General features: G+C 55.7%; 22 protein-coding genes and 1 pseudogene. 7 read left to right on the top strand and 16 right to left on the bottom strand.

Annotated features, from left to right (window positions below):
* Window positions 1-117: 117 nt before the first annotated feature.
* From ACLIBF_RS22315 to ACLIBF_RS22355, 9 genes are all read right to left on the bottom strand, one after another.
* Window positions 118-420, bottom strand: a complete 303-nt coding sequence (locus ACLIBF_RS22315) for a HigA family addiction module antitoxin (RefSeq protein WP_094119058.1) — start codon at window positions 418-420, stop codon at window positions 118-120.
* Window positions 420-695: a type II toxin-antitoxin system RelE/ParE family toxin gene (locus ACLIBF_RS22320; RefSeq protein WP_448310700.1), complete on the bottom strand. Its 276-nt coding sequence runs from the start codon at window positions 693-695 to the stop codon at window positions 420-422. The genes ACLIBF_RS22315 and ACLIBF_RS22320 overlap by 1 nt, the downstream gene beginning before the upstream one ends.
* 216 nt (window positions 696-911) lie before the next feature.
* The gene (locus ACLIBF_RS22325) at window positions 912-1691 is read right to left on the bottom strand and encodes an ATP-binding cassette domain-containing protein (RefSeq protein ID WP_233988569.1); all 780 of its coding nucleotides are present in this window, start codon (window positions 1689-1691) and stop codon (window positions 912-914) included.
* The gene (locus tag ACLIBF_RS22330) at window positions 1688-2374 is read right to left on the bottom strand and encodes an ABC transporter permease (RefSeq protein WP_448310701.1); all 687 of its coding nucleotides are present in this window, start codon (window positions 2372-2374) and stop codon (window positions 1688-1690) included. Before ACLIBF_RS22330 ends, ACLIBF_RS22325 begins: the two co-directional genes overlap by 4 nt.
* A 9-nt stretch (window positions 2375-2383) precedes the next feature.
* Complete coding sequence (locus tag ACLIBF_RS22335; RefSeq protein WP_208612727.1) at window positions 2384-3109, bottom strand: ABC transporter permease; 726 nt, start codon at window positions 3107-3109, stop codon at window positions 2384-2386.
* A 6-nt stretch (window positions 3110-3115) separates the two neighbouring features.
* Entirely contained in the window at window positions 3116-3964 is an 849-nt protein-coding gene (locus ACLIBF_RS22340; RefSeq protein WP_448310702.1) for a transporter substrate-binding domain-containing protein, read from the bottom strand.
* Window positions 3965-3982: 18 nt separating this feature from the next.
* The gene (locus ACLIBF_RS22345) at window positions 3983-5170 is read right to left on the bottom strand and encodes a M20 metallopeptidase family protein (protein ID WP_448310703.1); all 1188 of its coding nucleotides are present in this window, start codon (window positions 5168-5170) and stop codon (window positions 3983-3985) included.
* A 240-nt stretch (window positions 5171-5410) separates the two neighbouring features.
* Entirely contained in the window at window positions 5411-6310 is a 900-nt protein-coding gene (locus ACLIBF_RS22350; RefSeq protein WP_448310704.1) for an alpha/beta fold hydrolase, read from the bottom strand.
* Window positions 6311-6361: 51 nt separating this feature from the next.
* On the bottom strand, window positions 6362-6967 hold the full coding sequence (locus ACLIBF_RS22355) for a TetR/AcrR family transcriptional regulator (protein ID WP_094119053.1): 606 nt from the start codon (window positions 6965-6967) through the stop codon (window positions 6362-6364).
* 202 nt (window positions 6968-7169) lie between these two features.
* Here ACLIBF_RS22355 and ACLIBF_RS22360 point away from each other — a divergent pair, with 202 nt between their 5' ends.
* Entirely contained in the window at window positions 7170-8204 is a 1035-nt protein-coding gene (locus ACLIBF_RS22360) for an AI-2E family transporter (protein WP_094119052.1), read from the top strand.
* Here the strand turns inward: ACLIBF_RS22360 and ACLIBF_RS22365 are convergent.
* Window positions 8193-10922, bottom strand: coding sequence for a cation-transporting P-type ATPase (locus ACLIBF_RS22365; RefSeq protein WP_448310705.1), 2730 nt, complete (start codon window positions 10920-10922; stop codon window positions 8193-8195). The two genes, ACLIBF_RS22360 and ACLIBF_RS22365, sit on opposite strands and share 12 nt — an antisense overlap.
* A 515-nt stretch (window positions 10923-11437) precedes the next feature.
* Between ACLIBF_RS22365 and ACLIBF_RS22370 the strand changes: the two genes are divergently transcribed.
* From ACLIBF_RS22370 to ACLIBF_RS22380, 3 genes are read left to right on the top strand one after another with little or no spacing between them, the layout of a single operon-like run.
* A complete protein-coding gene (locus ACLIBF_RS22370) occupies window positions 11438-12526 on the top strand; it encodes an efflux RND transporter periplasmic adaptor subunit (RefSeq protein WP_094119051.1) in 1089 nt (362 codons plus the stop codon).
* Complete coding sequence (locus tag ACLIBF_RS22375; protein WP_094119050.1) at window positions 12526-15582, top strand: efflux RND transporter permease subunit; 3057 nt, start codon at window positions 12526-12528, stop codon at window positions 15580-15582. The genes ACLIBF_RS22370 and ACLIBF_RS22375 overlap by 1 nt, the downstream gene beginning before the upstream one ends.
* Complete coding sequence (locus ACLIBF_RS22380; protein WP_448310706.1) at window positions 15575-16540, top strand: acyltransferase family protein; 966 nt, start codon at window positions 15575-15577, stop codon at window positions 16538-16540. The genes ACLIBF_RS22375 and ACLIBF_RS22380 overlap by 8 nt, the downstream gene beginning before the upstream one ends.
* Here the strand turns inward: ACLIBF_RS22380 and ACLIBF_RS22385 are convergent.
* The 4 genes from ACLIBF_RS22385 to ACLIBF_RS22400 all read right to left on the bottom strand — a co-directional run bounded on the left by ACLIBF_RS22385 (window position 16490) and on the right by ACLIBF_RS22400 (window position 19269).
* The gene (locus tag ACLIBF_RS22385) at window positions 16490-17218 is read right to left on the bottom strand and encodes a DJ-1/PfpI family protein (RefSeq protein WP_448310707.1); all 729 of its coding nucleotides are present in this window, start codon (window positions 17216-17218) and stop codon (window positions 16490-16492) included. The genes ACLIBF_RS22380 and ACLIBF_RS22385 overlap by 51 nt on opposite strands.
* Before the next feature lie 54 nt (window positions 17219-17272).
* On the bottom strand, window positions 17273-18181 hold the full coding sequence (locus ACLIBF_RS22390; RefSeq protein WP_448310708.1) for an alpha/beta hydrolase: 909 nt from the start codon (window positions 18179-18181) through the stop codon (window positions 17273-17275).
* Between the two features lie 99 nt (window positions 18182-18280).
* The gene (locus ACLIBF_RS22395) at window positions 18281-18604 is read right to left on the bottom strand and encodes an AzlD domain-containing protein (protein WP_094119047.1); all 324 of its coding nucleotides are present in this window, start codon (window positions 18602-18604) and stop codon (window positions 18281-18283) included.
* Window positions 18601-19269 (bottom strand): AzlC family ABC transporter permease, encoded by a 669-nt coding sequence (locus ACLIBF_RS22400; RefSeq protein ID WP_094119046.1) that lies wholly within the window; start codon window positions 19267-19269, stop codon window positions 18601-18603. The genes ACLIBF_RS22395 and ACLIBF_RS22400 overlap by 4 nt, the downstream gene beginning before the upstream one ends.
* A 110-nt stretch (window positions 19270-19379) precedes the next feature.
* Here ACLIBF_RS22400 and ACLIBF_RS22405 point away from each other — a divergent pair, with 110 nt between their 5' ends.
* Window positions 19380-19928: a helix-turn-helix domain-containing protein gene (locus ACLIBF_RS22405; protein ID WP_448310709.1), complete on the top strand. Its 549-nt coding sequence runs from the start codon at window positions 19380-19382 to the stop codon at window positions 19926-19928.
* A 7-nt stretch (window positions 19929-19935) separates the two neighbouring features.
* Here the strand turns inward: ACLIBF_RS22405 and ACLIBF_RS22410 are convergent, their stop codons facing one another.
* Window positions 19936-20274 carry a hypothetical protein gene (locus ACLIBF_RS22410; protein ID WP_094119044.1) on the bottom strand — a complete coding sequence of 113 codons (339 nt, stop codon included), beginning with the start codon at window positions 20272-20274 and terminating at the stop codon, window positions 19936-19938.
* A gap of 124 nt (window positions 20275-20398) precedes the next feature.
* On the opposite strand from ACLIBF_RS22410, the pseudogene ACLIBF_RS22415 reads away from it, so the two are divergent.
* Both ACLIBF_RS22415 and ACLIBF_RS22420 read left to right on the top strand, forming a co-directional pair.
* Window positions 20399-21315: pseudogene (locus ACLIBF_RS22415) on the top strand (GTP-binding protein).
* Between the two features lie 125 nt (window positions 21316-21440).
* Window positions 21441-22622 (top strand): NAD(P)/FAD-dependent oxidoreductase, encoded by a 1182-nt coding sequence (locus ACLIBF_RS22420; protein WP_448310710.1) that lies wholly within the window; start codon window positions 21441-21443, stop codon window positions 22620-22622.
* A gap of 3 nt (window positions 22623-22625) precedes the next feature.
* Here the strand turns inward: ACLIBF_RS22420 and ACLIBF_RS22425 are convergent, their stop codons facing one another.
* Complete coding sequence (locus ACLIBF_RS22425) at window positions 22626-23996, bottom strand: aldehyde dehydrogenase family protein (protein ID WP_448310711.1); 1371 nt, start codon at window positions 23994-23996, stop codon at window positions 22626-22628.
* Window positions 23997-24470 lie beyond the last annotated feature (474 nt).

Raw genomic sequence — 24470 nt, forward strand, 5'->3', positions numbered from 1 at the left:
GCCGATGATCGATCACAACCGCTGCAAGTATGTCAGCAGTCGGCGGTCAGCCCGATAACGCCGGGTAGAAATAACGATCGTTTCTGAGTCAAACCATTACGCAGCCAGCTGGCAGGCTCACTGCGCCAGTTGTTTATCAGCAGGGGATAAGAGTTTGACGCCAGAGAGATCAACCCACTCGCGCGCCCGGTTAAGATCGTAGGATGCCTGCATCGCCAGCCAGAGCCGGGCCGCAATGCCCAAACCAGCTTCAAGCCGGAGCGCCATTTCGGGGCTGATCGCGGTTTTACCGGCTGCCACCTTACTCAGCGCCGATGGTGAGACGCCAATATGGCGGGCCAGACTGCGCAGACTCATCTGATGATCGTCGAGGTATTCCGTAATCAATCCTCCCGGATGGGGTGGGTTAATCATTGTCATTAGTGATAATCCTCAAGGTTCAGAATATAGACTTCACCGTCGAAAAATTCGAAAGTGATGCGCCAGTTAGCACGCACGGTTATCGCGTAGAGATGGCATTTGTCACCTTTCAGTGTATGAAAGTTGAACCCCTGAAAGTACCTGAATTCATTTATTGTCATGGCATTATCCAGCACCATCAGCATGATCCGATCAATATCCTTTGCCTGCAGATCGCTCGTGTCACCTTTTTCGTATAGCCTTTGCAATCCCTTATGCTTCCAGCTTTTGATCACGTTGATCACTCCTGTTTCTCAACGGGAAACAATATAGCAAGGTGTTTCCCTTCAGGCAACAAAATTCCCCGGCCAGCCCAGCGATGAGCGGTCCGAAAAGAGTATCAATAGCTGAAACGGTGTCGTCCAGATAGGTTTGTGATGGCCTGCAGGAATTCAGAGCGGCCTCTGAAAGAGGCCTGACGCAATGTCTGCTACTTTATGAGGCCCAAAGGCTTAACCTGCATTACGCTCAAAGTGGCTGTTAACAAACGCGCGGCAGCGCGGTGAAATCGGATCGAGGAATACCTGCTCCGGCGCGCCGGACTCTTCAATCATGCCCTGATGCAGGAAAATGGCTTTGTTGGACACTTCCCGCGCAAAGCCCATCTCATGAGTGACGATAATCATGGTGCGTCCCTCTTCTGCCAGGCTACGGATCACCCGCAACACTTCACCCACCAGCTCCGGATCGAGCGCCGACGTGGGCTCATCAAACAGGATCGCTTTTGGCTGCTGCGCCAGCGCACGGGCAATCGCCACACGTTGCTGCTGTCCGCCGGAAAGCTGTGAAGGCCAGGCGTCGCGCTTCGCATACAACCCCACTTTATGCAGCAATGCCTCTGCCTCTTCCAGCGCCTCTTTATGGCTGCGCTTCTGGACGTGAATCGGCGCTTCGATGATGTTCTGCATTACCGTTTTATGCGGCCACAGGTTGAAACTCTGGAAGACAAAGCCGAGCTGCATCCGCATCAGTTTGATGCGACGACGCTGCTCGCGGTTCAGTTTTTCATCAGCATTATCCAGCGTGACCGTCACCTCACCCACTGCGATCTCGCCGGCCTGCGGCACTTCAAGAAACGGGATGCAGCGTAACAGGGTACTTTTGCCAGAGCCGCTGGCACCGATCAGCGAAATCACATCGCCATCCTGCGCCGTCAGGCTGATGTCGTGCAGCACTTCATGTCCCGCATAACTCTTTCTGAGATGACTCAGCATGATAGTCGGTGCCGTCATGAACGCGCTCCAAAATAGTAAGGTGATAAACGACGTTCCAGCATCGATACGCCTTTGCTGACCAGCATGGTCAGTATCAGGTAGATAACCGCAGCACTGAGGAACACTTCCAGCGCCCGAAAGGTTGAAGAGACAATCGAATCGGCAATCCCGGTCATCTCCATCAGGCTGATGGTGCTGACCAGCGAGGTGGCTTTGATCATCGAGATTATTTCGTTGCTGTAGGCCGGTAATGCCTGGCGAATGGCGATCGGTAAGGTAATCCGGGTGAAGATTTTGTATGACCCCATACCCGAAACCTTTGCCGCTTCCAGCGACTGCTGGCTGACGGCGCGCAGTCCACCGCGCAGAATTTCAGAGGTGTAGGCCGCATCGTTGAGGATCAACGCCAGTAACCCGCACCAGTAGGGATCACGCAGCAGCGGCCAGAACAGACTTTCCCGCACCGCCGGTAAGCTGCCGAGTCCGTAATAGACCATGAAAATCTGAATCAACAGTGGCGTACCACGAAACAGCCAGACATAGAAACGGCAGAACAGACTACCGACACGCGTTATGCGCAACAGATTGAGCAGCAGCGCCAGCAGGCCGCCGCCCAGCAGCGACAACAGGGCGAGGTTAATCGTCAGCGGTAGCCCTTTCAGCAGTGCCAGTAGCGTTTGCTGTAAAAAAGTGATATCCACGTGGACTCCTTATTCCTTTACGCGCTGTTGACCGCGCATCGCAAATTTTTCCACGTAGCGGAAAACCATGTCAGAACAGGTGGTGATGATCAGGTAGATCACCGCGCCGACGCTGTAGAAGAAAAACGACATCTGAGTGGAGTTGGCGGCGGTTGACACCTGATTCATGGTTTCCACCAGCCCGGTCACCGACACCAGCGCCGACTCTTTGATCACCGATTGCCACTGGTTACCCATTCCCGGCAGTGCGGTACGCAACGCCTGCGGGACGATAATGCGGCGGAACATCATTAAGCGCCCCATCCCGGTGACCGTTGCCGCTTCCAGCGTGCCTTTCGGGATGGCGTAAAATGCGCCACGAAAGACACCGCTCTGATAGGCGCCGGAGATCAGCCCGATGGCAATCGCGCCTGCCACAAAGCCGTTCACGTCAAACGGCCCCTGGAAGCCCAGCGCGGTGCCGACGGTCGACACCACCTGTCGTCCGCCAAAATAGAACAGGTAGATCACCAGCAATTCAGGCACGCCACGAAACAGGGTGATGTAGCTGGCCGCCAGCCGTTGCTGCCAGCGCGAGCCGGCAATCTGCATCCAGCACAGTATGCTGCCAAGCACCGCACCCAGCAGCCAGGCACAGAGCGAAACGCTGACCGTGACGGTGGCGGCATTAAGCAACACGCCGCCCCACCCTTCGTCGCCAAAACCCAGTATCTGCCAGTCAATATTCATTAACATCAGCGGTTACGCTTTGGGTGCGACGTCTTCGCCAAACCACTTAATCGACAGTTTGCTCAGCGTGCCGTCTTTAATCATTGATTGCAGCGCCTGATTCAGCACCTGCTGCAGTTCAGTGTTGCCTTTGCGCAGGCCAATCGCTGAGCCGGCACCCAGCACGCCGCCAGAGAAGCCATAGCCGCTGCTGCTGATCGCCTCAGCATGTTTTTTCACAAAGGCGTTGAGGTTGGTGCGTGAGGCCATCACCGCATCAACCCGGCCATTCATCAGGTCAGCGAAGGTCTCCGGGCCCGCCTGATAGGTACGGATAGTGGCAACATCGCCGAGATATTTTTGCAGGAAGTCGGCCTGAATGGTGGCGACCTGCACCGCGATAGTTTTACCCTTGAAGCTGGTTTTCAGATCCTCAATCGCTTTTTTCATGCCGGCTTCATCATCGGCAGAAACCACCGTGCCGCTGCCTGGCAGGGTTGCCAGCGGTGAGGTTTTAGAGGTGACAAAGCTGGAGACGCTGACGGTGTACTGATGGGTAAAATCGATCGCTTCGGCGCGCTTGGGTGTGACGGTAACGGCATCAATCACCGCATCATATTTACCGTCGATCAGGCCAGGGATCATGCCAGACCATTTCTGGGCAATGATTTCATATTTGAAACCGGCACGCTTAGCCAGCTCCGCCACCATGTCCGGCTCATAACCAACGATTTTACCGCTCGGCGTGGTCTGGTTAAACGGCGGGTAAGCCGCCTCAGTGGCGAATTTCAGGGTGCCAGAATCTTTTGCCTGACTGACAGCGGACGTCGCCAGTAATGCCACGGTCAGGGAAGCCGCAAACAGGCGGTTGTGCATCATCATAGGAACCTCATTTTATTATTAAGAGAGCAGATCGATTGCAAGGCGGCTCAGCGCCTGCGTCCCGGCGGCAATGCTGCGTTCGTCCGGCTGATAATCAGAGTTATGCAGATGATCGTCGCGGCCCGGCGTGGCAGACCCGATGTGGATCTGACATCCTGGCGCCAGCTCGGTAAACAGCGAAAAATCTTCGGCCCCAAAGCTGTCGCTGGGCTGCGCAATAATTGGCTTATCAAACTGATGCGACAGAATCTGTTCAAGCGCATCGATCAGCCGATTGTCATTCATCAGCGGCGGTACGCCACGCTGGAAGTTAACTTCCACGCGCACATTTTGCGCCAGCGCCACGCCATCACACATCCGCCTGAAGGCCGCTTCCATGTCGGCACGCACCGCAGGCGATTTGGTGCGGATAGTGCCCTGAAACAGGCAGCTGTCGGGGATAATATTATGGGTGGTGCCGCCCTGAATATGGCCGATGGTTAATACCGCCGAGTGGGCCGGATCGCGTTCGCGCGAGATGATCGTCTGTAGCTGACTGATGAGATGCACAGTGGCAATAATCGGATCACTGCCCATGTGCGGGCGCGCGGCATGGGTCGAAATGCCATGCACCGTTACGTCAAATTCGTCACTGGAAGCGGTACTGGCGCCGCGGGTTAACGCCACTTCACCGGCAGCCAGTTCAGGCTTATTGTGCAGGGTAATCGCCCAGTCGATGCCATCCGCCGCACCGTCGGCGATCATCGCCTGCGCGCCACTGTCAGGGGTCTCTTCAGCGGGCTGGAAAATCAGCCTGACTTTCCCTTTCAGCTGCTGACGATAATGCGGCAGGATAGCTGCCACGCCCAGCAGAATGGCGGTGTGAATGTCATGCCCGCAGGCGTGCATTTTGCCGGGCCAGACGCTGGCAAAAGGCAGCCCGGTCTGTTCGTGGATCGGTAACGCGTCCATATCGGCGCGGAGCAGCAGGGTTTTTCCCGGCTCAGCGCCATCGATATCCACCATCACGCCGCTGCGGCCGATGCCGGTTTGTGGCGTCAGCCCCAGCGCCTGCAACTGCTGTGTCACCAGGCTGGCGGTACGTAGCGTATCGAAACCTAATTCCGGGTGGGCATGAATATCGCGTCGAATCGCCACTAAATGCGATTCCAGTTGTTCCGTTCTGGCTTTTATTTCTCTGGCCAGCAGTGCTTTATCCTGATTCATAGCAGCCCCGGCAATATTGGGTCGGCATCGTAATGCAGACTCTTTTTTATGTGATCATGATTTCTGGTGTTTGCGACCGTTTATTTATCCACAGCATGGCGCAGAAAGCAACGCGCAAAAGCCGGTCGTAGTCGCTTTAAAATCAATGAGATAGAAATAACCATAGGAAGATTGAATGAGAATCGGGCGGATCAGCAATAATATTAATAATCCGCCAGATGAAATTACTTTCACTACTTATTAAGAGGCCAATACAGCCGATGACTGGCCTGACGATTGAAAAAAATCCGTTAATATTTCAGCCAGTTTTTCCGGCTGTTCGTCAGGAATAAAATGCCCGCATTCCCCGATAATCGCACCGCTGACCTGCTCAGCCACTGCACGCAGCGGTGTCGCCATATCCGGGATCGAGCCCTGATCGGCACTCACCGCCAGCAGCGGCAGCGCCAGCTTTCCAGCCTGGGCGCGCTGGCGGTTCTGACGGGCTGACTGATCGACTGCGCGGTAATAGGCCAGAGCGGCACGCAACGCACCCGGCTGCTGGTAAAGTCGCAGGTATTCCGCCCGCGCAGCCGCGTCGATCTGGCGGGGATTGGCCGCTTTACGATTAAAGAACCAATCCAGGTAAATCCCTTCCCGGCCGGCAATCAGTGCTTCCGGCAGATCGCTGACGCAGTGAAAGGCGAAATGCCAGGTTTTCCAGGCGTTATCGTCTGCTAACGGCAGCGACTCAGGCAGCGTAATGCCCGGAATGCCACCGTCCAGCAACGCCAGCTGGCTGACGTGATGCGGAAACTGCGACGCCAGCGACCAGGCGACCCAGGCACCGATATCGTGCCCTACCAGATGAAAGCGGGTGATGCCGAGCTGCTGCAACAGCGCCATCACCCGCTGCGCTATGCTGTCAGTATCGTATCCGTCTGCCGGAAAGTCAGAGTCCCCCTGTCCTGGCAGGTCAGGCGCAATGATATGAAAGTGGTTAGCCAGCCCAGGAATCACCTCTCGCCATGCATAGCTGCTTTGCGGAAAACCGGCGAGCAGCACCACAACATTCGCGTTTTCGCGCCCGGCCCTCAGATAGTGAAAACGGAAGTCATCCACGCTGGCAAAGTGATGCTGATAAAGTTGAGGATATTGCATTGTGACGCTCCATAATTTAGGAAACGTTCGTTTCCATATTAGCTAAAAAATTTAGTCGAGGATTTTCAGGGCCAGCGGGATAACGCTCTCATCGGGTCGGGTGGCAGCCACTTTTCCGGCCACCCGCATCCCCAGCACAATGCATAACAGCAGCGAGGCGGTAGGTTCAGCACTCAGCGCCGGATTGATCGAGCCATCCTGCTGTCCCTGCAGGATGAGCTGACGCAGATTTTGCTGATTGCGCATCAGGGCGTGACTGACCGCGTCGGCCAACTCTTCATCCAGCGTCTGCAGTTCAACGGCACTGCCAGCAACCAGACAACCTCGCTCGCCTTCAATATCACGCACTGACTCCACATAAAATTGCAGCAGTGCCGCCAGCTTTGCGCGTCCGTTTTCACGCTGCGCCAGTCGATCGCCCAGCGCGGCATTGCGTAACGCGAGGTAACGTGCAAACACCTGCGTAAACAGCGAGCGTTTATCGGTGAACGCTTTATAGATACTGCCGGTGGTGAGCTGCATCGCGCGGCTGAGATCGCCTATCGAGGTGGCGTGATACCCTTTTTCGCGAAAGATCTGCATCGCGCTGTCCAGCACGGCGTCAGTCTGAAATTCTCGCGGCCGGCCCCGCTCTTTCACCGGATGATGATGGCCCATCGCCCCACCTTTAGGAAACGTTCATTTCCTTAATGATAACCCTATATCACCGGGAAAAAAAGAGGCTGACTTCAGGAACTTATCAACCATCAGAACGAAACCCGTAACGCTTGCCGGATACCCTGCCATCTGACCTGACGCAAAGAACCCTCTTCTGTCGCTCATCTATACTGCAAACTATCCTCAATCGTGGAGCGCCCTCATGGAACTGAGCTGGTTCACTCTCTGGCCGCCTCTGGCACGTGTGCTGTTTATCCTCACCTCACTAACCATTATTCTGTGCGGCTTGTATCTGGCCGCGCCGTGGATCAATCAGGTGCTGCTGGCGATGCTGTTATCGATCATGCTCGATCCGCTGATTAGCTGGCTGGAGAAGAAACGTATACCGCGTATTCTGTCGACTTTGCTGGTGATTATTCTGATGCTGATGGTGGTGATCTTTACCATCATTAAACTCACGGTGCTGACCCCCGATTTGATGCAGCTCAGTCGTCAGGCACCGCTTCTGCTGGCAGCCCGGCTGGAGCAACTCACGCTGGCGTTTGCCCGGCTGGATATCGGCATCACTCCCGACCAGCTATTGGCCTTTATTGATGCCGGGGCCGTGGTGCGGCTTGTCACCACCTTCCTGACGCAGATCCCCGGCGTGATCTCCTGGTGGATCATGGTCTTCCTGATGCTGCTATTTATGTTGTATGAATTACCGCTGCTGAAACGTACGCTGCAGCAGCGTGTTGCCGGTAAACATCAGGCCTTTTATCTGGCGCTGCAGGAAGGGATTCAGAGTGTGATTGTTTATGCCCGCGTCAAAACCCTGACCAGCCTGCTGGGGGCGCTTATCGTCGGAACCGGCGCGCAGTTGATGGGTCTCAAATTTGCCTTTTTCTGGGGCGTACTGATGTTTGTCTTTAACTATGTGCCGGTGCTGGGCTCGTTTCTGGCGGCGATTCCCCCGGTGATACAGAGTTATATTTTGTTTGACCTGCAGATAGCGCTGGCGGTTGCCGGCTTCTTTATGGTGCTGAATCTCTGTCTGAGTTCGGTGATTGAACCGCTACTGATTGGAAAGCGGCTTAATATGGCACTGACCAGCCAGCTGCTGGCGTTTCTGTTCTGGCAGGCACTGCTGGGAATAACCGGGGCAATACTGGCAATTCCATTAACCTATCTGATCAAAAAAGTCCTGCTGGCGGGCTATCCGCAACAGCAGGACCAGGAGTCAACATTAACGCAATGAGGCGGTTTTATTGCGCCATGAGCGGGTCAGGCGTTTTTCAATCTCTACCACGATGAAGATCGCCACACTGACAATCAGGGAGATCAGCCAGTAGTTGATCGGCAGCGGACGGGTACCAAACAGGGTATTCATCAGCGGCACATAGATAATGATCGCCTGCAGTACTATCAGCACCAGCGTCACCAGCCAGATACCGCGGTTTTTCAGCAGACCGCGATCCAGTGAGAAGCCATTACCGTTACGGCAGTTGAGCATATAGGCCCACTGTGCGGTCACCAGCATCTGCAGCAATACAGTGCGGATAAATTCCGCACTGTAGCCACGCGGTTGCAGCCAGGCTTCCAGCACGAAGGCGCTGATGGAGATCAGCAGCCCGACAAACACCACCCGCCAGATGGCGTAACCATCCATGACGTGCGCTTTCACATTCCGCGGCGGACGCCGCATGGCATTCGCTTCCGCAGGTTCAAATGCCAGACCAAACGACAGTGTGGCGGACGTCGCCATGTTCATCCATAAAATCTGTACCGGGGTTAACGGCAGCAGGTTCCCCATCAGGATGGCGATAATAATCAGCAGTCCCTGTGCCAGGTTGGTGGGCATGATGAACAGAATGGTCTTCTTGAGGTTGTCATACACCCGACGTCCCTCTTTTACCGCAGCGGCAATGGTGGCGAAGTTGTCGTCGGCAAGGATCATATCTGCCGCTTCTTTCGTCACCTCGGTGCCTTTAATCCCCATCGCGATACCGACGTTAGCCTGTTTCAGCGCAGGTGCATCGTTGACGCCATCGCCGGTCATCCCGACGATTTCGCCACTGGCTTCCAGCGCTTTTACCAGTCGCAGTTTATGTTCCGGACTGGTTCGGGCGAAGATATCGTAGGTTTTCGCCGCTTCAGCCAGTTCGGCATCGCTCATGTGTTCCAGCTGGTAGCCGGTGATGGCCGCGTGACTGTTGCCAATCCCCAGCATCTGACCAATCGCCATCGCGGTTTCCTGATGGTCACCGGTGATCATCTTGACGCGGATTCCCGCCTGCTGGCACTCATCAATGGCCGTGATCGCCTCTGGGCGCGGTGGATCCATCATGCAGGCGAGACCCAGCAGCACCATGTCATGCTTCAGCTCATCATGATCGAGCGAGGTGACCGGTGCAGTGGTTTTCTTCCAGGCCGCCGCCACGGTGCGTAATCCTTCACTGGCATAGGTGGTGATGGCGGCATCCCAGTAAGCCCGGTCGATCGGCTCGACGCCCTCCGGGGTTTGCTGCAGCTGGCATAAATTCAGTAATACATCTGGCGCGCCCGTCAGCAGCACATAGGATTCGCTCCCGGCCACGCAGCTGACCGACATATATTTATAAAGAGAATCGAACGGCAGTTTGCTGACCACCTCAACCGGCTGTGGGGCGCTCTGCCCTTTTGCCGCCAGCACTTTTAGTGCGCCTTCGGTCGGACCACCGACAATGGTCCAGTGTCCCTGATTATCCTGACGAAGCTGACTCTCATTACAGGTATCGACCGCATGCAGAAACTGCTGAAACAGCGGGTCCTGCGCCGCATTCCCGCCGTCGGCTGTAGCCTGCTCGGCCACAATCTCGCCTTTAGGTTCATAACTGTTGCCGCTAACGCGCCAGCGACTTTTCGCCAGCACCACCGCTTTGACCGTCATCTCATTCATGGTCAGCGTGCCGGTTTTATCGGAACAGATGACTGACATAGCGCCCAGGGTTTCGACGGTCGGCAGCTTGCGGATAATCGCCTGGGTCCGCGCCATCGACTGCACGCCCAGCGACAGGATGATCGAAATAATGGCTGGCAGCCCTTCCGGTACCGCCGCGACCGCCAGGCTGATCACCGACAGCGACAGCTCACCCAGCGGAATATCGCGCAGCAGATAGCCAAAAATGAACAGCGCCACCATCATCAACAGGATGATGAAGAAGATTGCTTTACCCAGCTTATCGATCTGCACCAGTAGCGGGGTTTTCACCTCTTTGATGCCGCTGATCATCTCATTGATATGGCCGAGTTCGGTATCGCCACCGCTGGCGATGACCACGCCAGCAGCGGTGCCTGAGCTGACAGTGGTGCCTGAAAAGGCCAGATTAAGCCGATCGCCCAGCGACTTTTCGCCGCTCAGCGTATCGACGCTTTTTGAGACCACCGTCGATTCACCGGTCAGAATCGCCTCTTCGACCCGCAGATTGTTCACTTCAAACAGCCGCAGGTCAGCCGGGATTTTGTCGCCGGGACGCAGCATCACCACGTCACCGACCACGATCTCACGCGTCGGCACGGTGACCTGTTTACCATCGCGCACCAGCATTGCTTCATTTGCCAGCATATTCTGGATGCTTTTCAAAGACTTCTCGGCGTTGCTTTCCTGAATAAATCCGATGAGTGCGTTGATGACAGCAACGCCGAGAATGACAAAGGTATCGACCCAGTGGCCCATAATGGCTGTAATCACCGCGGCAGCCAGCAGGATATAAATCAGTACATCTTTGAAATGTGAAATAAATTTAAGCAGCGCAGACTTTTCTGCTTTTTGCGGTAAGGCATTTGGCCCATATTTCTGCAGACGGTCATGTGCCGTGGCCGAACTTAATCCCGCTGACGAACTTTGTAAGTCAGAAAATATCTCGGCCACACTACGCTGATACCAGGGACGATCGGATAAAGCGGGCGCTTTACCCTGTTTTTCGTTGTTTAGCATATATACCCCGTGCCATTAAGCGATAAATTAAAGGCGGAAATTAAAAAAAACGCATTTTGCGGGATGCAAAACCCGCAGGTAATGACCGACATCATTTTTCTGCAAAAAAAGTTCTGCTGAGTGACAGGAATGGCTAAATTAAATTTAACCTATATTATCAGAATGACAACGTTGTTTTTGTTTAGCTAATGTTTACCCTGGCTCATGCAGTGTGCATCGGATCATCTCGTGGTCTGAAAAAGGAAACTCTGATGAAAAAACAGAGCATTATCGCGCTTTGCGGTTTCGTTATTCTCGCGGTTGCCGCGACAACGCTGGTGGGGTTACTCACCTGGCTGGTTGTTTCACAAATGGCAATCTGAAAGGTAACAGACGAAGCGGCAATGCCGTCTGGCTAAAAAATATTTTGAGCACGTTAAACTTAATTTTAAATCGGTGGCAATAAGCATCAGGCGACGTTATTCCTCAACGCTTATTAAACCGCGGCTAAAATAGCGGAAGTTAAGGCGAAGATAATGATAAAACACAAAATCATCTCGATTTTTTTCTGTTGTGTATTTATGACAGCGTGCGACGAGAAAAAAGAGCCGGATGCGCCGCCGCCGCGTGTAATTAAAACTTTCACTATTGAATCGGATTTTGCTAAAAATATCCGTATTTTTCCTGCACGTATTCAGGCCGGTGACAATACCGATCTGGCGTTTAAGCGTGCAGGACAGCTGATCACACTGAATATACGCGACGGAACAGCGGTTAAGGCGGGTCAGACCCTCGCCACGCTCAACGACGCCGAAGCGCAATTACGGGTACGTGATCGTCAGACCAGCCTGCAACTCGCCGAACGGCAATATCAACGATTCAGCACCCTGGCAAAGCGCAGCGCCGTCTCGCAGTCGGAGATGGATGTGCAAAAAGCCAATCGCGATGCGGCGGCGACGGCGTTGAAACTCGCCAGAGAGGAGTTGCAGTTCCTGACGCTGCGCGCTCCTTTTGATGGTGTTATCGCTCAGGTTCAGGTGCGTAATCATCAGGTCGTCGCTGCCGGACAGCCGGTGGCCCTGCTGACCCGCCCAGACTTACTGGATGTGATTTTTACGCTGCCTGAAACCCTGTTTTCCAGTCTCGATATTCAGAACATCAATTATCAACCCGAGGTGCAGTTTAATGCGCTGCCGGGCCGGGTATTTAAGGCCCGGTACAAAGAACATACCAGCCAGACCGATGCCGCCACCCTCACCTATCAGGTGGTGCTGACTATGCCGCGTCCGGCAGATTTACCCGGCGTTGCAGGACTGAGCGGCTCGGTGCGGGTCCAGTTGCATAATTTGCCCAATGCCCCGGCGCTGCCGCGTCTGGTGGTGCCCGCCGCCGCGGTATTTAATCCCAATCACAGCCCGACTAGTCAGCCACACGTCTGGCTGGTGGAGCAACAAGGTGATGTGTTGCGGGTGAAAGATCGTCAGGTTGAGGTCGGCAGTCTGAGTGCGCAAGGTGTTGAGATTGTTAGCGGACTGCAACCGGGTGACCGGATTGTCGCCGCCGGAGTTGGCGAACTGCGTGACGGAGAAGCGGTACGGATCTGGCAGCGTGAGCGGGGGTTATAATGCGTATTCAGCAGCATTTCCTCGATAAACCGATCCGCTACTGGATGGTCATTCTGCTGCTGGGCGTGGGCGGAATTTATGCCCTGCTCAATATCGGACGACTGGAAGACCCGCTATTTACTATCAAATCCGCCGTGATTGTGACCGCCTATCCCGGTGCCTCGGCGCAGCAGGTGGAGGAAGAGGTCACCCTGCCGCTGGAAAATGCCTTACAGCGCCTGCCGTCGCTGGATAACGTCAGTTCTATTTCGGCCAATGGCCTGTCGCAAATCACCGTCAACATTCATACCCGCTACCTTGCCGATCAGCTGCCGCAGATCTGGGATGAACTGCGGCGGCGCGTTGATGATGCTGCCCGCCAGTTTCCGCCAGGCGTTCAGACGCCGCTGGTAAACGACGATTTCGGCGATGTCTATGGCTACTTTTTTGTCATCCACGGCAAAGATTTCACCAATAGCGAACTGCGTAACTATGCCGATCAGCTGCGGCGCGATCTGGTACTGGTGCCCGGCGTGGCTAAAGTCGCGGTAGCGGGCGTTGAGCAGGAAGAGATAAGGATTGCCCTCTCCGCCAGTAAAATGACCGCCTATGGCCTGACACCACAGCGGGTGGCCGATCTACTCAGCCGCAACAACAGCGTAGCCAATGCCGGTAGCGTGCGGGTGGACAGTGAATCAATCCGGTTCCATTCAACTGGCGAGTTGCAGACGCTGGACGACCTGGCCAGCCTGCCCATTCTGCCGGCTGGCAGTCCGCAAAATGTCCATCTGCGCGATATCGCTACCCTGACGCGCGGCGTGACTGACAATCCGGCAAATCTCTATTTTGCTGATGGCGAGGCCGCGCTGGCGATGGGTGTCTCTTTTGCGCCAGGCGTTAATGTGATTGACGTCGGCGATGCGCTCTCCAGCAGGCTGGCACGCTATCAACAGGATACGCCAGCGGGGATCAGCCTGAAGGTGTTCTATAACCAGGCGCACGAGGTCAAACAGTCGGTTGATGGCTTTATCCTTAATTTCCTGATGGCTCTGGCCATTGTAGTGGGTACGCTGCTGCTGTTTATGGGCTTACGCAGCGGTCTGGTGATTGCCGCCTCGCTGGCGCTCAATGTGCTGGGTACTCTGCTGATCATGAATTTGTTTAGCCTGGAGCTGCAACGGATATCGCTGGGAGCATTAATTATTTCGCTGAGTATGCTGGTCGATAACGCCATTGTGGTGGTTGAAGGGGTCAAAATTGACCACCAGCGTGGCCAGTCATTACAGCAGGCAATGAATCGGATGATACGCCGTAGCGCATTGCCGTTGCTGGGTGCGACCGTGATCGCCATCATCGCCTTTGCCCCGATCGGCCTCTCCCAGGACTCCACCGGCGAGTATTGTAAATCGCTGTTCCAGGTCTTGCTGATTTCCCTGATGCTGAGCTGGGTCACCGCGCTGACCTTAACCCCGGTGTTTATTCGCTGGAGCGAGAAGCGCCAGCCGGCCCGCCAGCCGGAACAGCAAACCGCGCCTCATCAGGGCGTGGTTTTCCGCCTTTACCGCCAGATGCTCAGTGGCTTGCTGCGTTTTCGCCTGATTACCCTGACCGTGATGGTGGCGCTGTTAGCCCTGTCGCTGTACGGCTTTGGTCTGGTTAAGCAGAATTTCTTTCCCTCCTCCAGCACGCCGATCTTCTTTACCGACCTGTGGCTGCCCTATGGCACCGATATCCACTACACCGCCGAGACGGCGGCATCGATTGCACGGTTTATCAATCAGGACCCGGCGGTAGAGGCCACGGTCACGACTGTCGGTCAGGGCGCGCTGCGCTTTACGCTGACCTATGATGGCGCACGCCAGTACAGCAACTTTGCGCAAATCATGGTGCGGGTCAAAGATGCCCGTCAGCTGGATGCGTTAGCGCTGCAAGCTGAACACTTTATTCAGCAGCACTACCCACAGGTTAATGAGCGGATTAAACGCATTCAGTTTGGCAGCGCCAGTGACAGCGCAATCGCCCTGCGCGTCATCGGTCCTGATCCGGAAAAATTGCGCCACATTGCCAGCCAGCTGGACGCTATCTTCCTCGCTGACGGCACCACCTTCCCGGTCCGCAATGACTGGCAGGAACGCAGCAAAGTGATCCGGCCGCTCTATTCTGCGCTACGCGGTCAGGAGCTGGGGATTGATAAACGCGATATCGATCAGGCACTGCGAATGAATTTCAGCGGCGATGCGGTGGGAATTTTCCGTGACGGCTCGCGACTGATGCCGGTAATGCTCTATCCAGCGGAAGAGGAGCGTCAGGATATCGATCATATCGTCAATATTCAGCTGTGGAGCGCCGCTTTACAGCGCTTTGTTCCGCTCAGCAATGTGATAGCGGACTTCCGGCTGGAGTGGGAAAATCCGCTGATCATGCGCCGTGATCGGATGCGGGTGTTGACCGTGCAGACCGATCCGGATCCCGCTTCTGGCTTGACCGCTGCGCAGATTGTCGCGCGGGTGAAGCCGCAAATTGATCGGCTTGCCTTACCGACAGGCTACCGGCTTGAATGGGGCGGCGAGCTGGAGAGTTCGCGCGAAGCGCAGAGTGGCTTGCTGAGTTCGCTCCCGGTGGGATTTCTGGCCATGTTCATGATTACCATTCTGATGTTCAATTCACTACGCGACGCGCTGGCGATCTGGATCACCGTGCCACTGGCACTGATCGGCGTTACCTTTGGCTTCTTACTTACCGGCATTCCGTTTGGATTTATGGCACTGATCGGGTTGCTCAGCCTGTCAGGTATGCTGATCCGTAACGGCATCGTGCTGGTGGAGGAGATTCGTCTGTTGCAGCAGGAAAAACCGCTGCAGCTGGCGATCATTGATGCCGCAACCTCTCGTCTGCGTCCTATTCTGCTTACCGCCTTTACCACCGTGCTGGGCTTGCTGCCGCTGCTGCGCGATATCTTCTTCCAGAGCATGGCGGTGGTGATTATCTTTGGTCTGGGCTTCGCCACCGTTTTAACCTTGCTGGTGCTGCCGGTGATCTATAGCTGCTTCCACGGGCGGGAGGCAAAAAATGAATAAAAGCGGGCTGGCGATGCTGAAGATGCTGGCCTGCATCACTGCCGTCTCCTTTTTTACCTTTTATCAGAGCTACGACAGCTACCACTACGACTCCGGTCTGGCGCTGAACGTGCTGAGCTTCGTCTCAACCATTGCCACGCCGCTCTATTTTTTACTGAGCGGCTATATGGATGCGGGCGAGCAGCATACGCCAGCCTGGCAGCTGGGCAAAATCCGCCGTATTTTGCTGATTTTCCTCTTCTGGTTTAGCTTTTTCTGGTTTGCCGGGCTGCATAAAAAGGGCTATTTAATCCAGCCGTGGTTTGTAATTGCTTTAATCGCGATTTATGTGTCACATCCACTGATCGACCGGCTGATCCGCACGCCAGGCAAGATGGCGCTGGGGATCCTGTTGCTGCTGATCTTTGCCTTTGTCTACGATCTGCTGGCCAGTCTCTACCCTAATCAGCGGGCATTTTCACTGTTGCCGCAATACCGTATCTGGACCTGGGTGCTCTATTACCTGTCGGGCCGGCTGATGGCTGCGCCGCAGGTGATCCGCCTGCTGATGTTGCCTCGAATGATCAAAAGCAGCCTGCTATTGCTGCCTGCGGTCTGGCTGTTTACCTGGCTGTATGAGCGTTACTACTTTATCGCCCGCTTTTTTGCCACCAGCAATGAAATGGTTCTCACCGGCTCGCAGGTTTACCTGCTGGTGCTGCTGATAGTGATCAGCATTAATGCCATCAGGCTGCCGGACAATAAGCCCTGGATTACCACCTTCCTGACCACACTGGGCAAGACCATGACCGGCGTTTACATCCTGCACTATCTGATCTTCAATCTGCTGGCACTGGCCATCAGGATTCAGACGCTGGGCGATAAGCTGCTGGTGATTGCCCTGACGCTGCTGTTTTCAATGGCAATCTCACTGTTGATGCTGCGTATTCCCGGCGTCAGTAAACTGATCAGCCTGTAACCGGGCCGCCGCCTGTTCGGTAGCCTGACGACGCCTGGCGATGAAGGCTGCCATGCCCGTTCTTGCCTGTTCCACCTCTTCGGCCGTCGCGGTACGGGGCGAACCACTGTTGAAGGGCGGCGCCGGATCGTATTCCATCTGTAGCTGAATTGCCCTGGCAACGGCATCGCCACACAGTTCTGCCACCAACGTCAGGGCAAAGTCGATGCCCGAGGTCACACCCGCGCCGGTAATACGGTTCCGATCGCGTACCACCCGCTGGCTGACCGGTTCGGCACCCAGTAAGGCCAGCTGATCAATTGAACTCCAGTGCGACGTGGCCCGATAACCCTGCAATAGCCCGGCTGCGCCCAGTACCAGCGAGCCGGTGCAAACCGAAGACACGCGCTGAGCATGTCTGGCCTGCTGGCGCAGAAAGTTCAGGGTTTCACTGTCTGACATCAGCGCAATTTGTCCCGGACCGCCGGGCACGAAGATGACATCCAGCGGCGGACAGGCTTCGAACGTGATAGTAGGCAGAATCGATAAGCCGCGATCGGAGCGAACCGGCTGCGGGTCCTTCCACACCAGATGACAGGCGAACTGCGGCGTGCGGGCAAAGACTTCCCACGGACCGGTCAGGTCCAGCTGGGTGACATCAGGAAACAGCAACAGACCAATCTGTAGTGGACGGCGCATAAAAGGCTCCCTCTGAGCGTAAACAACTATCATGCGCGGGTTAGCCTGCGGTGATCAATCTTTTGAACCGGAGATTATCTTTAACGTATCCGCCAGCGAGGAGGAGAGGATCTGACCGTGGTTTTGCCCGGTATAGTGGGTCAGATGCAGCGTAGCGTCGGTCTGGCGCAGGATAGGTATCAGCTCAGCCTCTTCCTGTTGCAGGTCATCAGAATGTCCGGCACGCCGCTCAGTGACGCCATCGCTCTCCATCAGGTAGAGTGACAATCGCTTCAGCGGGCCGGGATCGGCACGCCGTGCCAGTTCGATGATGCGTTGCTCGTTCCAGCCCAGCGACGGGGCGGCCGCAAAGTAATGGCTGAACCAGGCAGCCTGATAAAAGGTATCCAGCACGAACAGACCACCGTAAGAGTGGCCCCACAAGCCACGCTGATGGGGATCGCTGGCTGCCTGTGCTTCAACCCACGGCACGATGCTGTTCAGCATCAGCTGTCGAAACGGGTGACTGCCGCCGCCCTTTCGGCCGTGCGGCATGTCGACTATCGGATCTGGCGCATCGTCAGGTGGGGTGTAATCGTAGCTGCGTGCCACTACGTCAAACGGCAGGTTGCTGTCATAACCCACCGCCACCAGCACCGGGGACGAGCCACTGCGTAATTGTTTCAGCTGGTTTTCCGTCAGCTGCGCCATCGCCGCGTTACCGTCCAGCATATACAGCACCGGATAGCCTGAGGACGGCGCTGCCATTTTCGGAATTCCAAGCCAGACCCGGTAGTGTCGCTTACCATCCTGCGAGTCAAAGGTTCTGCTCCCGAAGCGATACCATGCCGAGCCTTTGTCGGCAATATTTTCGCCCAATGGTCGCAGGTCTGGTTGGGCACTGGCGTGATTCACCGTGAAAACGCACGCCATCGCGAGCAGCAGCGGCAGGACATAACGACGGGAGGTTCGGGCAGTATTCATTCAGCAATGCCTGTTCAGTGTTCAGTAAAACTTAACTGAACGGCATCCTAACAAATATCCACCGCGAAAAAATCCCGCATTTGATAGGGTTATCTCTGGCTAGGGTACACCGAAGTAGCGCAGCAGCGCCGTCATCAGCGCCGCACCGAGAATAATGATAATGAGAGGCGCACGACGCCACGCCAGCAGCAGCGCAAAGCCAACGCCGATGATCCGCGCCATGCCGGAAAAATGCTGACCTTCAAACAAGGTAGTGGTGGCAGCAACGGCTAACAGCAATACCGTGGCGGCGTCCGACAGCATCTGCTGACTACGTTCACTGAGCGGTAAACGATTCCCCAGCCTGACACCGGCGAACCGCATCAGCCAGGTGCCGGCCGCCAGCAGGCCAATACCGGCGATGATCATCGTCTGGTGGCTCATTTGCGTGATCTCCATGCCAGCAGACCCAGCAGCGAAAACAGCACTGGCATGCCAGCCGGCACCAGCGGCGTCGCCAGCAGCGACAAAGAAGCGCCGAGCAGGGCGGGAACCCGGGTTCGCCGCTGACGCAGAGCCGGAAAAATCAGCGCAATCAGGATGGCAGGAAACACCGCATCCAGTCCGATAACCGAGGTATCGGGAATGAACTGGCCGATGGCTGCCCCGGTCATCACGCTGATCGGCCAAATCAGGCCAATGCCGATGCCACACAGCCAGTAGGCGCTGCGACGCTGCGCCAGTTGCGGCTGGGAGAGTCCAAATACCACGCTTTCATCATTCATGATATGACAACCCAGCCAGCCAGCCGGACCGCGTCCTACCAGATCTTTTACGGCAATACCAAAGGGCAAATGACGCGCATTGACCAGCAGGCCTGCCGCTGCAGCAGTAAACGGACTGCCACCGCCCGCTACAACTCCGATAAATAAAAATTCTGATGCGCCCGCCAGTACCAGAGTGGAGAGCGCCAGTGGCACCCAAAGCGGAAAACCGTCGGCGGTTGCCAGTGAACCATAGGATAAACCGACAATGCCATCAGCCAGACAGACCAGGAAAATGGCCTTTACCACACCTGTATCCAGCAGCTTTGTTTGTAAAAACGGCATAACCTGATCTCATAATGAACGAATTACCCATTATAATGAACACCGCTGGCCTGATTTACAAGTCGAACGTAATGTTCGTTATAAAAAACGAAAACACTGCAGGAGTCACTTTGAATACCCCTATCAGCATCATCGCTAACGCATTAGTCCGTGAACGTCAGCGGGCCGGCTTATCGCTGGCAGAAGTGGCTCGCCGCGCGGGTATCGCCAAATCCACCCTGTCGCAGCTGGAGGCGGGCAATGGTAATCCCGGCATCGAAACGCTGTGGTCGCTTTGCGTCGCCCTGAATATTCCGTTTTCACGCTTAATGGAACCGGAAGCCCGTCGTATGCAGGTGATTCGCCGGGGTGAAGGGCCAACGGTGACCGCCGATTTAGCCGATTATCAGGCGGTGTTGCTGGCGACCTGCCCGCCAGGCGCACGGCGGGACATCTATCTGTTGCAGGTTCAGCCTGGCAGCGATCGCTGTTCTCAGCCGCACTCCCCCAACACCATCGAGCACATCATCCTGTCCAGAGGACGTGCGCTGGCTGGCCCGGTCGATTCACCGGTCGAACTGGATGTGGGCGACTACATCACCTACCCCGGCGATGAGCCGCATATTTTCCGGGCGCTGGAGGTGGATACCCTCGCTGTTCTGGTGATGGAGCACGTTTGAGCCCGGTTCAATCTTCTGCCATTTTTTGCCGCGACGCCTCAGGGGTGAGGTGATGCACCAGCTGGACCACACTGTTAAGCTCAATCGCCGGATAGTGTTCACGCATTCCGGCCAGCAGTACGTCATCCGGCCACTCTGCTTGTTTTCCCAGTCTCTCCGCTGCCGCACAAAGCGGCAGCGTCTCAACGCTCGTCACCCATACCACCAGCGTGTCAGCAGGGTTTTGCTGATTACAGTAGCGAAGCGGGCCGGGATGAATATCGCCTTCCTGCCAGCGCAGCGTATGGGTTTTCTCACCGCGTCGGACGGCGGGCAACAGACGCGGAACGATGGATAAGTGTTGCATTTTTAACTCCCGGATAAGGGTTTCTCATTTCCCGACACCAGGCTGTGCCGAAAAGCAATATTAAAAAGCGGGATTAAATGATATGTTATAACATTACAATTATCGTTTTACTGCAGGAGTCATTATGCCACGCTCTCACTTTTCCTCTCAGGATAACCGCCTGCCGGTTGCTGTTCTGTCCGGTTTTCCTGGTGCCGGAAAAACCACACTGCTTAACCCTATTCTCAATAACCGTGAAGGACGGCGGATAGCCGTGATCGTCAATGATATGTCAGAAATTAATATCGACGCGGCGCTGGTGCGCGATGGTAATGCGCAACTGTGGGAAAGGATGATGAGCGCTCAGTAGTCGATCTGCTGGTCGATCAACGCGAGTTTTGTGACTAGCTGGTGCTGAATAAAACCGACCTGCTGAGCGCTGAACAGTTACGCCTGTTGCAGGGCATACTCAGGACGCTGAATCCGCGCGCGCGGCTGGTGACCAGTCAGTTCGGCCTGCTGCCGTTAGATCTGCGACTGAATACCGGCCGCTTTGACTTTGATCAGACCGCTCTGGCGCCCGACTGGCTGCAAATCTTACGGGGTGAACATCAACCGGAGTCGGAAGAGTACGGCATCCGGAACTTCGTCTATCGGGCCCGTCGTCCTTTTCATCCGCAGCGTTTCTGGCAGGTGGTGAATCATCAGATGGCAGGTGTATTACGCTCCAGGGGTTACTTCTGGCTCGCCACTCGCCCGGAATTTGCCGGGGTCTGGTCACAGGCTGGCGCGCTGGCACGTCAGGGCTATGCGGGTCGCTGGTGGGTCAGCGTTCCACGGGAACAGTGGCCTCAGGATGCCGACTCGCTCAATGTGATTGCTGAACAATGGCAGGAGGGAACCGGTGATGCGCGTCAGGAGCTGGTGTTTATCGGTATTGAGATGAATGAAAATGGGCTACGCACCGCACTGAATGAGGCCTTACTGACGCCACAGGAGATGGCTGCGGGTGCGGGAGAGTGGCTGACGTTTGCCGATCCGGTACCAGGCTGGTTTGAATAACCGTCACTCTGAAGCCTTGTTGACGTCGTGACGCCACTCCCTGATAGTAAAACCGGCTGGCGAAAGAGGCACGGACGGCGATTCGCCGTGTTTAATGCAGGTTGATTACTCTGGAGAGGTCCGATATGCCACAACGTATTGCCGTTATCGGTGCCGGCGTGCTGGGCTTAGCGGTTGCGCGATCGCTGGCCAGCCAGGGCGCGCAGGTCACGGTTTTTGACAAACGCTACCCCGGAAGCGGCACCAGCCAGATCAGCTACGGCTGGGTCAATGCTAACGGCAAAGATCCCGCCAGTTATCACCGTCTCAACGCGGCGGCGATTGACGAGCATAAGCGCTGGCAGGCAGAGCATCCTTCGCCTGCGCCCTGGCTGCTGGAAACCGGCACGCTGGAGTGGGCGACACATCCAGTCATTCATCGCCAGCTGGAGCAGCGCGTGGCTAAGCTCAGGGCGCTCGGCTACCCGGCAGAAAGCTGGGATCGCGCCAGGTTGCAGGCTGCTTTGCCGGAGCTGCGGCCCGATCCCCGGGTGCAGAAAGCCTGGTTCTTCTCCTCTGAATGCCTGCTCTATCCCAGCCTGTTCATTGCCCGGATGCTGGCCGCTCTGCGGACGCTGAACGGTAAACTGGTCTGCCATGACGAAGTGACTACGCTGTCCACCACCGATCAGGGTGTTGATCTGACGCTCGCCAGTGGCGAGCGCTGGCAGGGCGATCAGCTGGTGCTGGCGACTGGTCGATGGTCCGCTGAACTGCTGGCGCAGTGCGGGTTTGAACTGGCGATGACCGAGGCTAACCATGCCAACCCGGCCGCTTGTAGCTTTCTGGCTCATACACAGCCGCTGCCAATTCAACTCAGCAGCAATATTATTACACCGGAACTGAATGTCCGGCCCGATGGCGGTGGCCGCCTGATGCTGCAGGCGCTGGATCTGGATCAGCATGCCGATCCGGCGCGTCCGGTGGCGGTGGATGGAATGATCGGTAACGAGATGCTGCGGCGACTGCGGCGGTTGTTCGCTAACAGTCAGGATGCGCGCATCGAGCGGATTGAGGTGGGACAGCGATCCCGTCCGGCGGATGGCTTGCCAGCGATAGGATATGTCAGCGGGCTGGCGCGGGTTTATCTGATGGTCAGTCACAGCGGCATGACGCTGGCACCGCTACTTGGCAGGCTGGTCGCCGGGGAGATGCTAAGCGGCGCACGTCCGGCGATGCTGATTGACTTTGCACCGGATCGGTTAGTGCGCCCGCTTATTGAGGATGATAAAACCGCTGCGCCCGCTTATCTTCCGGCGGCGCAGTAAAACTTAGCGGCGATTTTTCCAGACGGTCTGAACGTTACAGAATTCGTGCACGCCAAAGTGTGACAGTTCACGACCGTAGCCACTTTTCTTCACACCACCGATCGTCACTCGTGGATCGGAAGCGCCGTTGCCGTTGATAAATACGGCACCAACCTCCAGCTGCAACGCCAGCTGATCGGCGATCTCTCCATTGGCGGTCCACACCGTTGCGCTTAATCCAAACTCACTGTCGTTGGCGATTGCCAGCGCATGTTGCGGGTCCCGCGCCACGGCGATGGCCGCCACCGGTCCGAACAGCTCCTGCTGAAAAGCGGTCATCTCAGAGGTCACATCTGACAGGATGGTCGGCGCGTAAAAATTACCCTGCCCCGCCACTTTTTCGCCGCCCAGCACCAGACGAGCGCCTTCGCGCAGCGTGGCCTGTACCTGTTGATCCAGTTCATCACGCAGATCGGTACGAGCCATCGGCCCCAGGAAAGTCTTTTCATTCAGCGGATCGCCCATCGTCAAGGCCTGAACGGCTTCGGTGAAGCGCTTTTCGAACGCTTCTGCAACCGGTGCTTCCACGATAAAACGTTTCGCCGCCATGCAGACCTGTCCGGTATTCTGAAAACGCCCAACCACTGCTGATTTGACAGCTTCATCCAGATCGGCATCCGCCAGCACGATAAAGGGATCGGAGCCGCCCAGTTCTAATACGGTTTTCTTGAGTGCTGCACCCGCCTGCGCAGCGATAGCCGCTCCGGCTCGTACGCTACCGGTTACCGCGACAGCCGCGATACGATCGTCTTTTATGGCGGCGGAGACGCCGTCGTTGTCGACATTGATCAGGTTAAACCCACCCGCCGGCAGATCGGTGGCGTCAAACAGCTCAGCCATCAGCGTTGCGCTTCCCATGACGTTAGGCGCGTGTTTAAGCAGATAGGTATTGCCTGCAAGCAGCATACTCACAGCGCCCCGCAGAACCTGCCACAGAGGGAAATTCCACGGCATGACTGCCAGTATCACGCCGAGCGGACGGAAACGCTGCCAGGCATCAGCAACCTGAGTGGGTTGATCAGCCAGCATTGCCGGACCGTTTTCCGCATACCAGTCACACAGACTGGCACATTTAAGTACTTCAGCCCGCGCCTGAACGATCGGTTTACCCATCTCGAGAGTGATCATGCGCGACAGTTCCGTTTCGCGCAGACGGATCTGCTCGCTCAGTTGACGCAATACCTTAACCCGAAGATCCATCGCGCTGTATCGCCATTGTGAAAAAGCGTCTGCACTGCGGCGCAACGCATTTTCCAGTTCGCCGCTGTTCAGCAGTGGATAGCGTGCAATTTCTTCGCCATTGGTGGGGTTACGAGAGATAGCATAATCAGTCATGGCACCCTTTTCCTTATTCAGTAGACAGTCACATCACCATACGCCCGGTAATTAATGATGAAAAATGAATAATAGTGAGGAAGTTCTTTAGTAATTGAGAATGACAGAGGGTTTATTGCGGCCGGTATGATTTATGAGATCGTGGGTCTGGAAGTAATCGTGATAACGATCCCGACAATGTCTTCTGACGGGCATAATGCTAAGAACATTGAGATGTTATCCACTTATACAGTGATTAGTTCCTATATAACGATCCTAAAGAGATCATATAGAGATCCTAAGAGATCCCCGATCGTCGCAGGCCGCACCCAGCAAGGGCTGAAAGGGTGATCGCGTTCACTATAATCAGTAAAGTGTTCACTGTAATCAGTACTTTATTCACTATACCAGGTAGAATGTTCACTATAAACAGTGCTAATGTTCACTGTAGTCAGAAAACGATCCCTTTCATCCACAGAATGAAGATCTCAAGCT

Source organism: Pantoea sp. PGP6 (genome assembly GCF_053474785.1).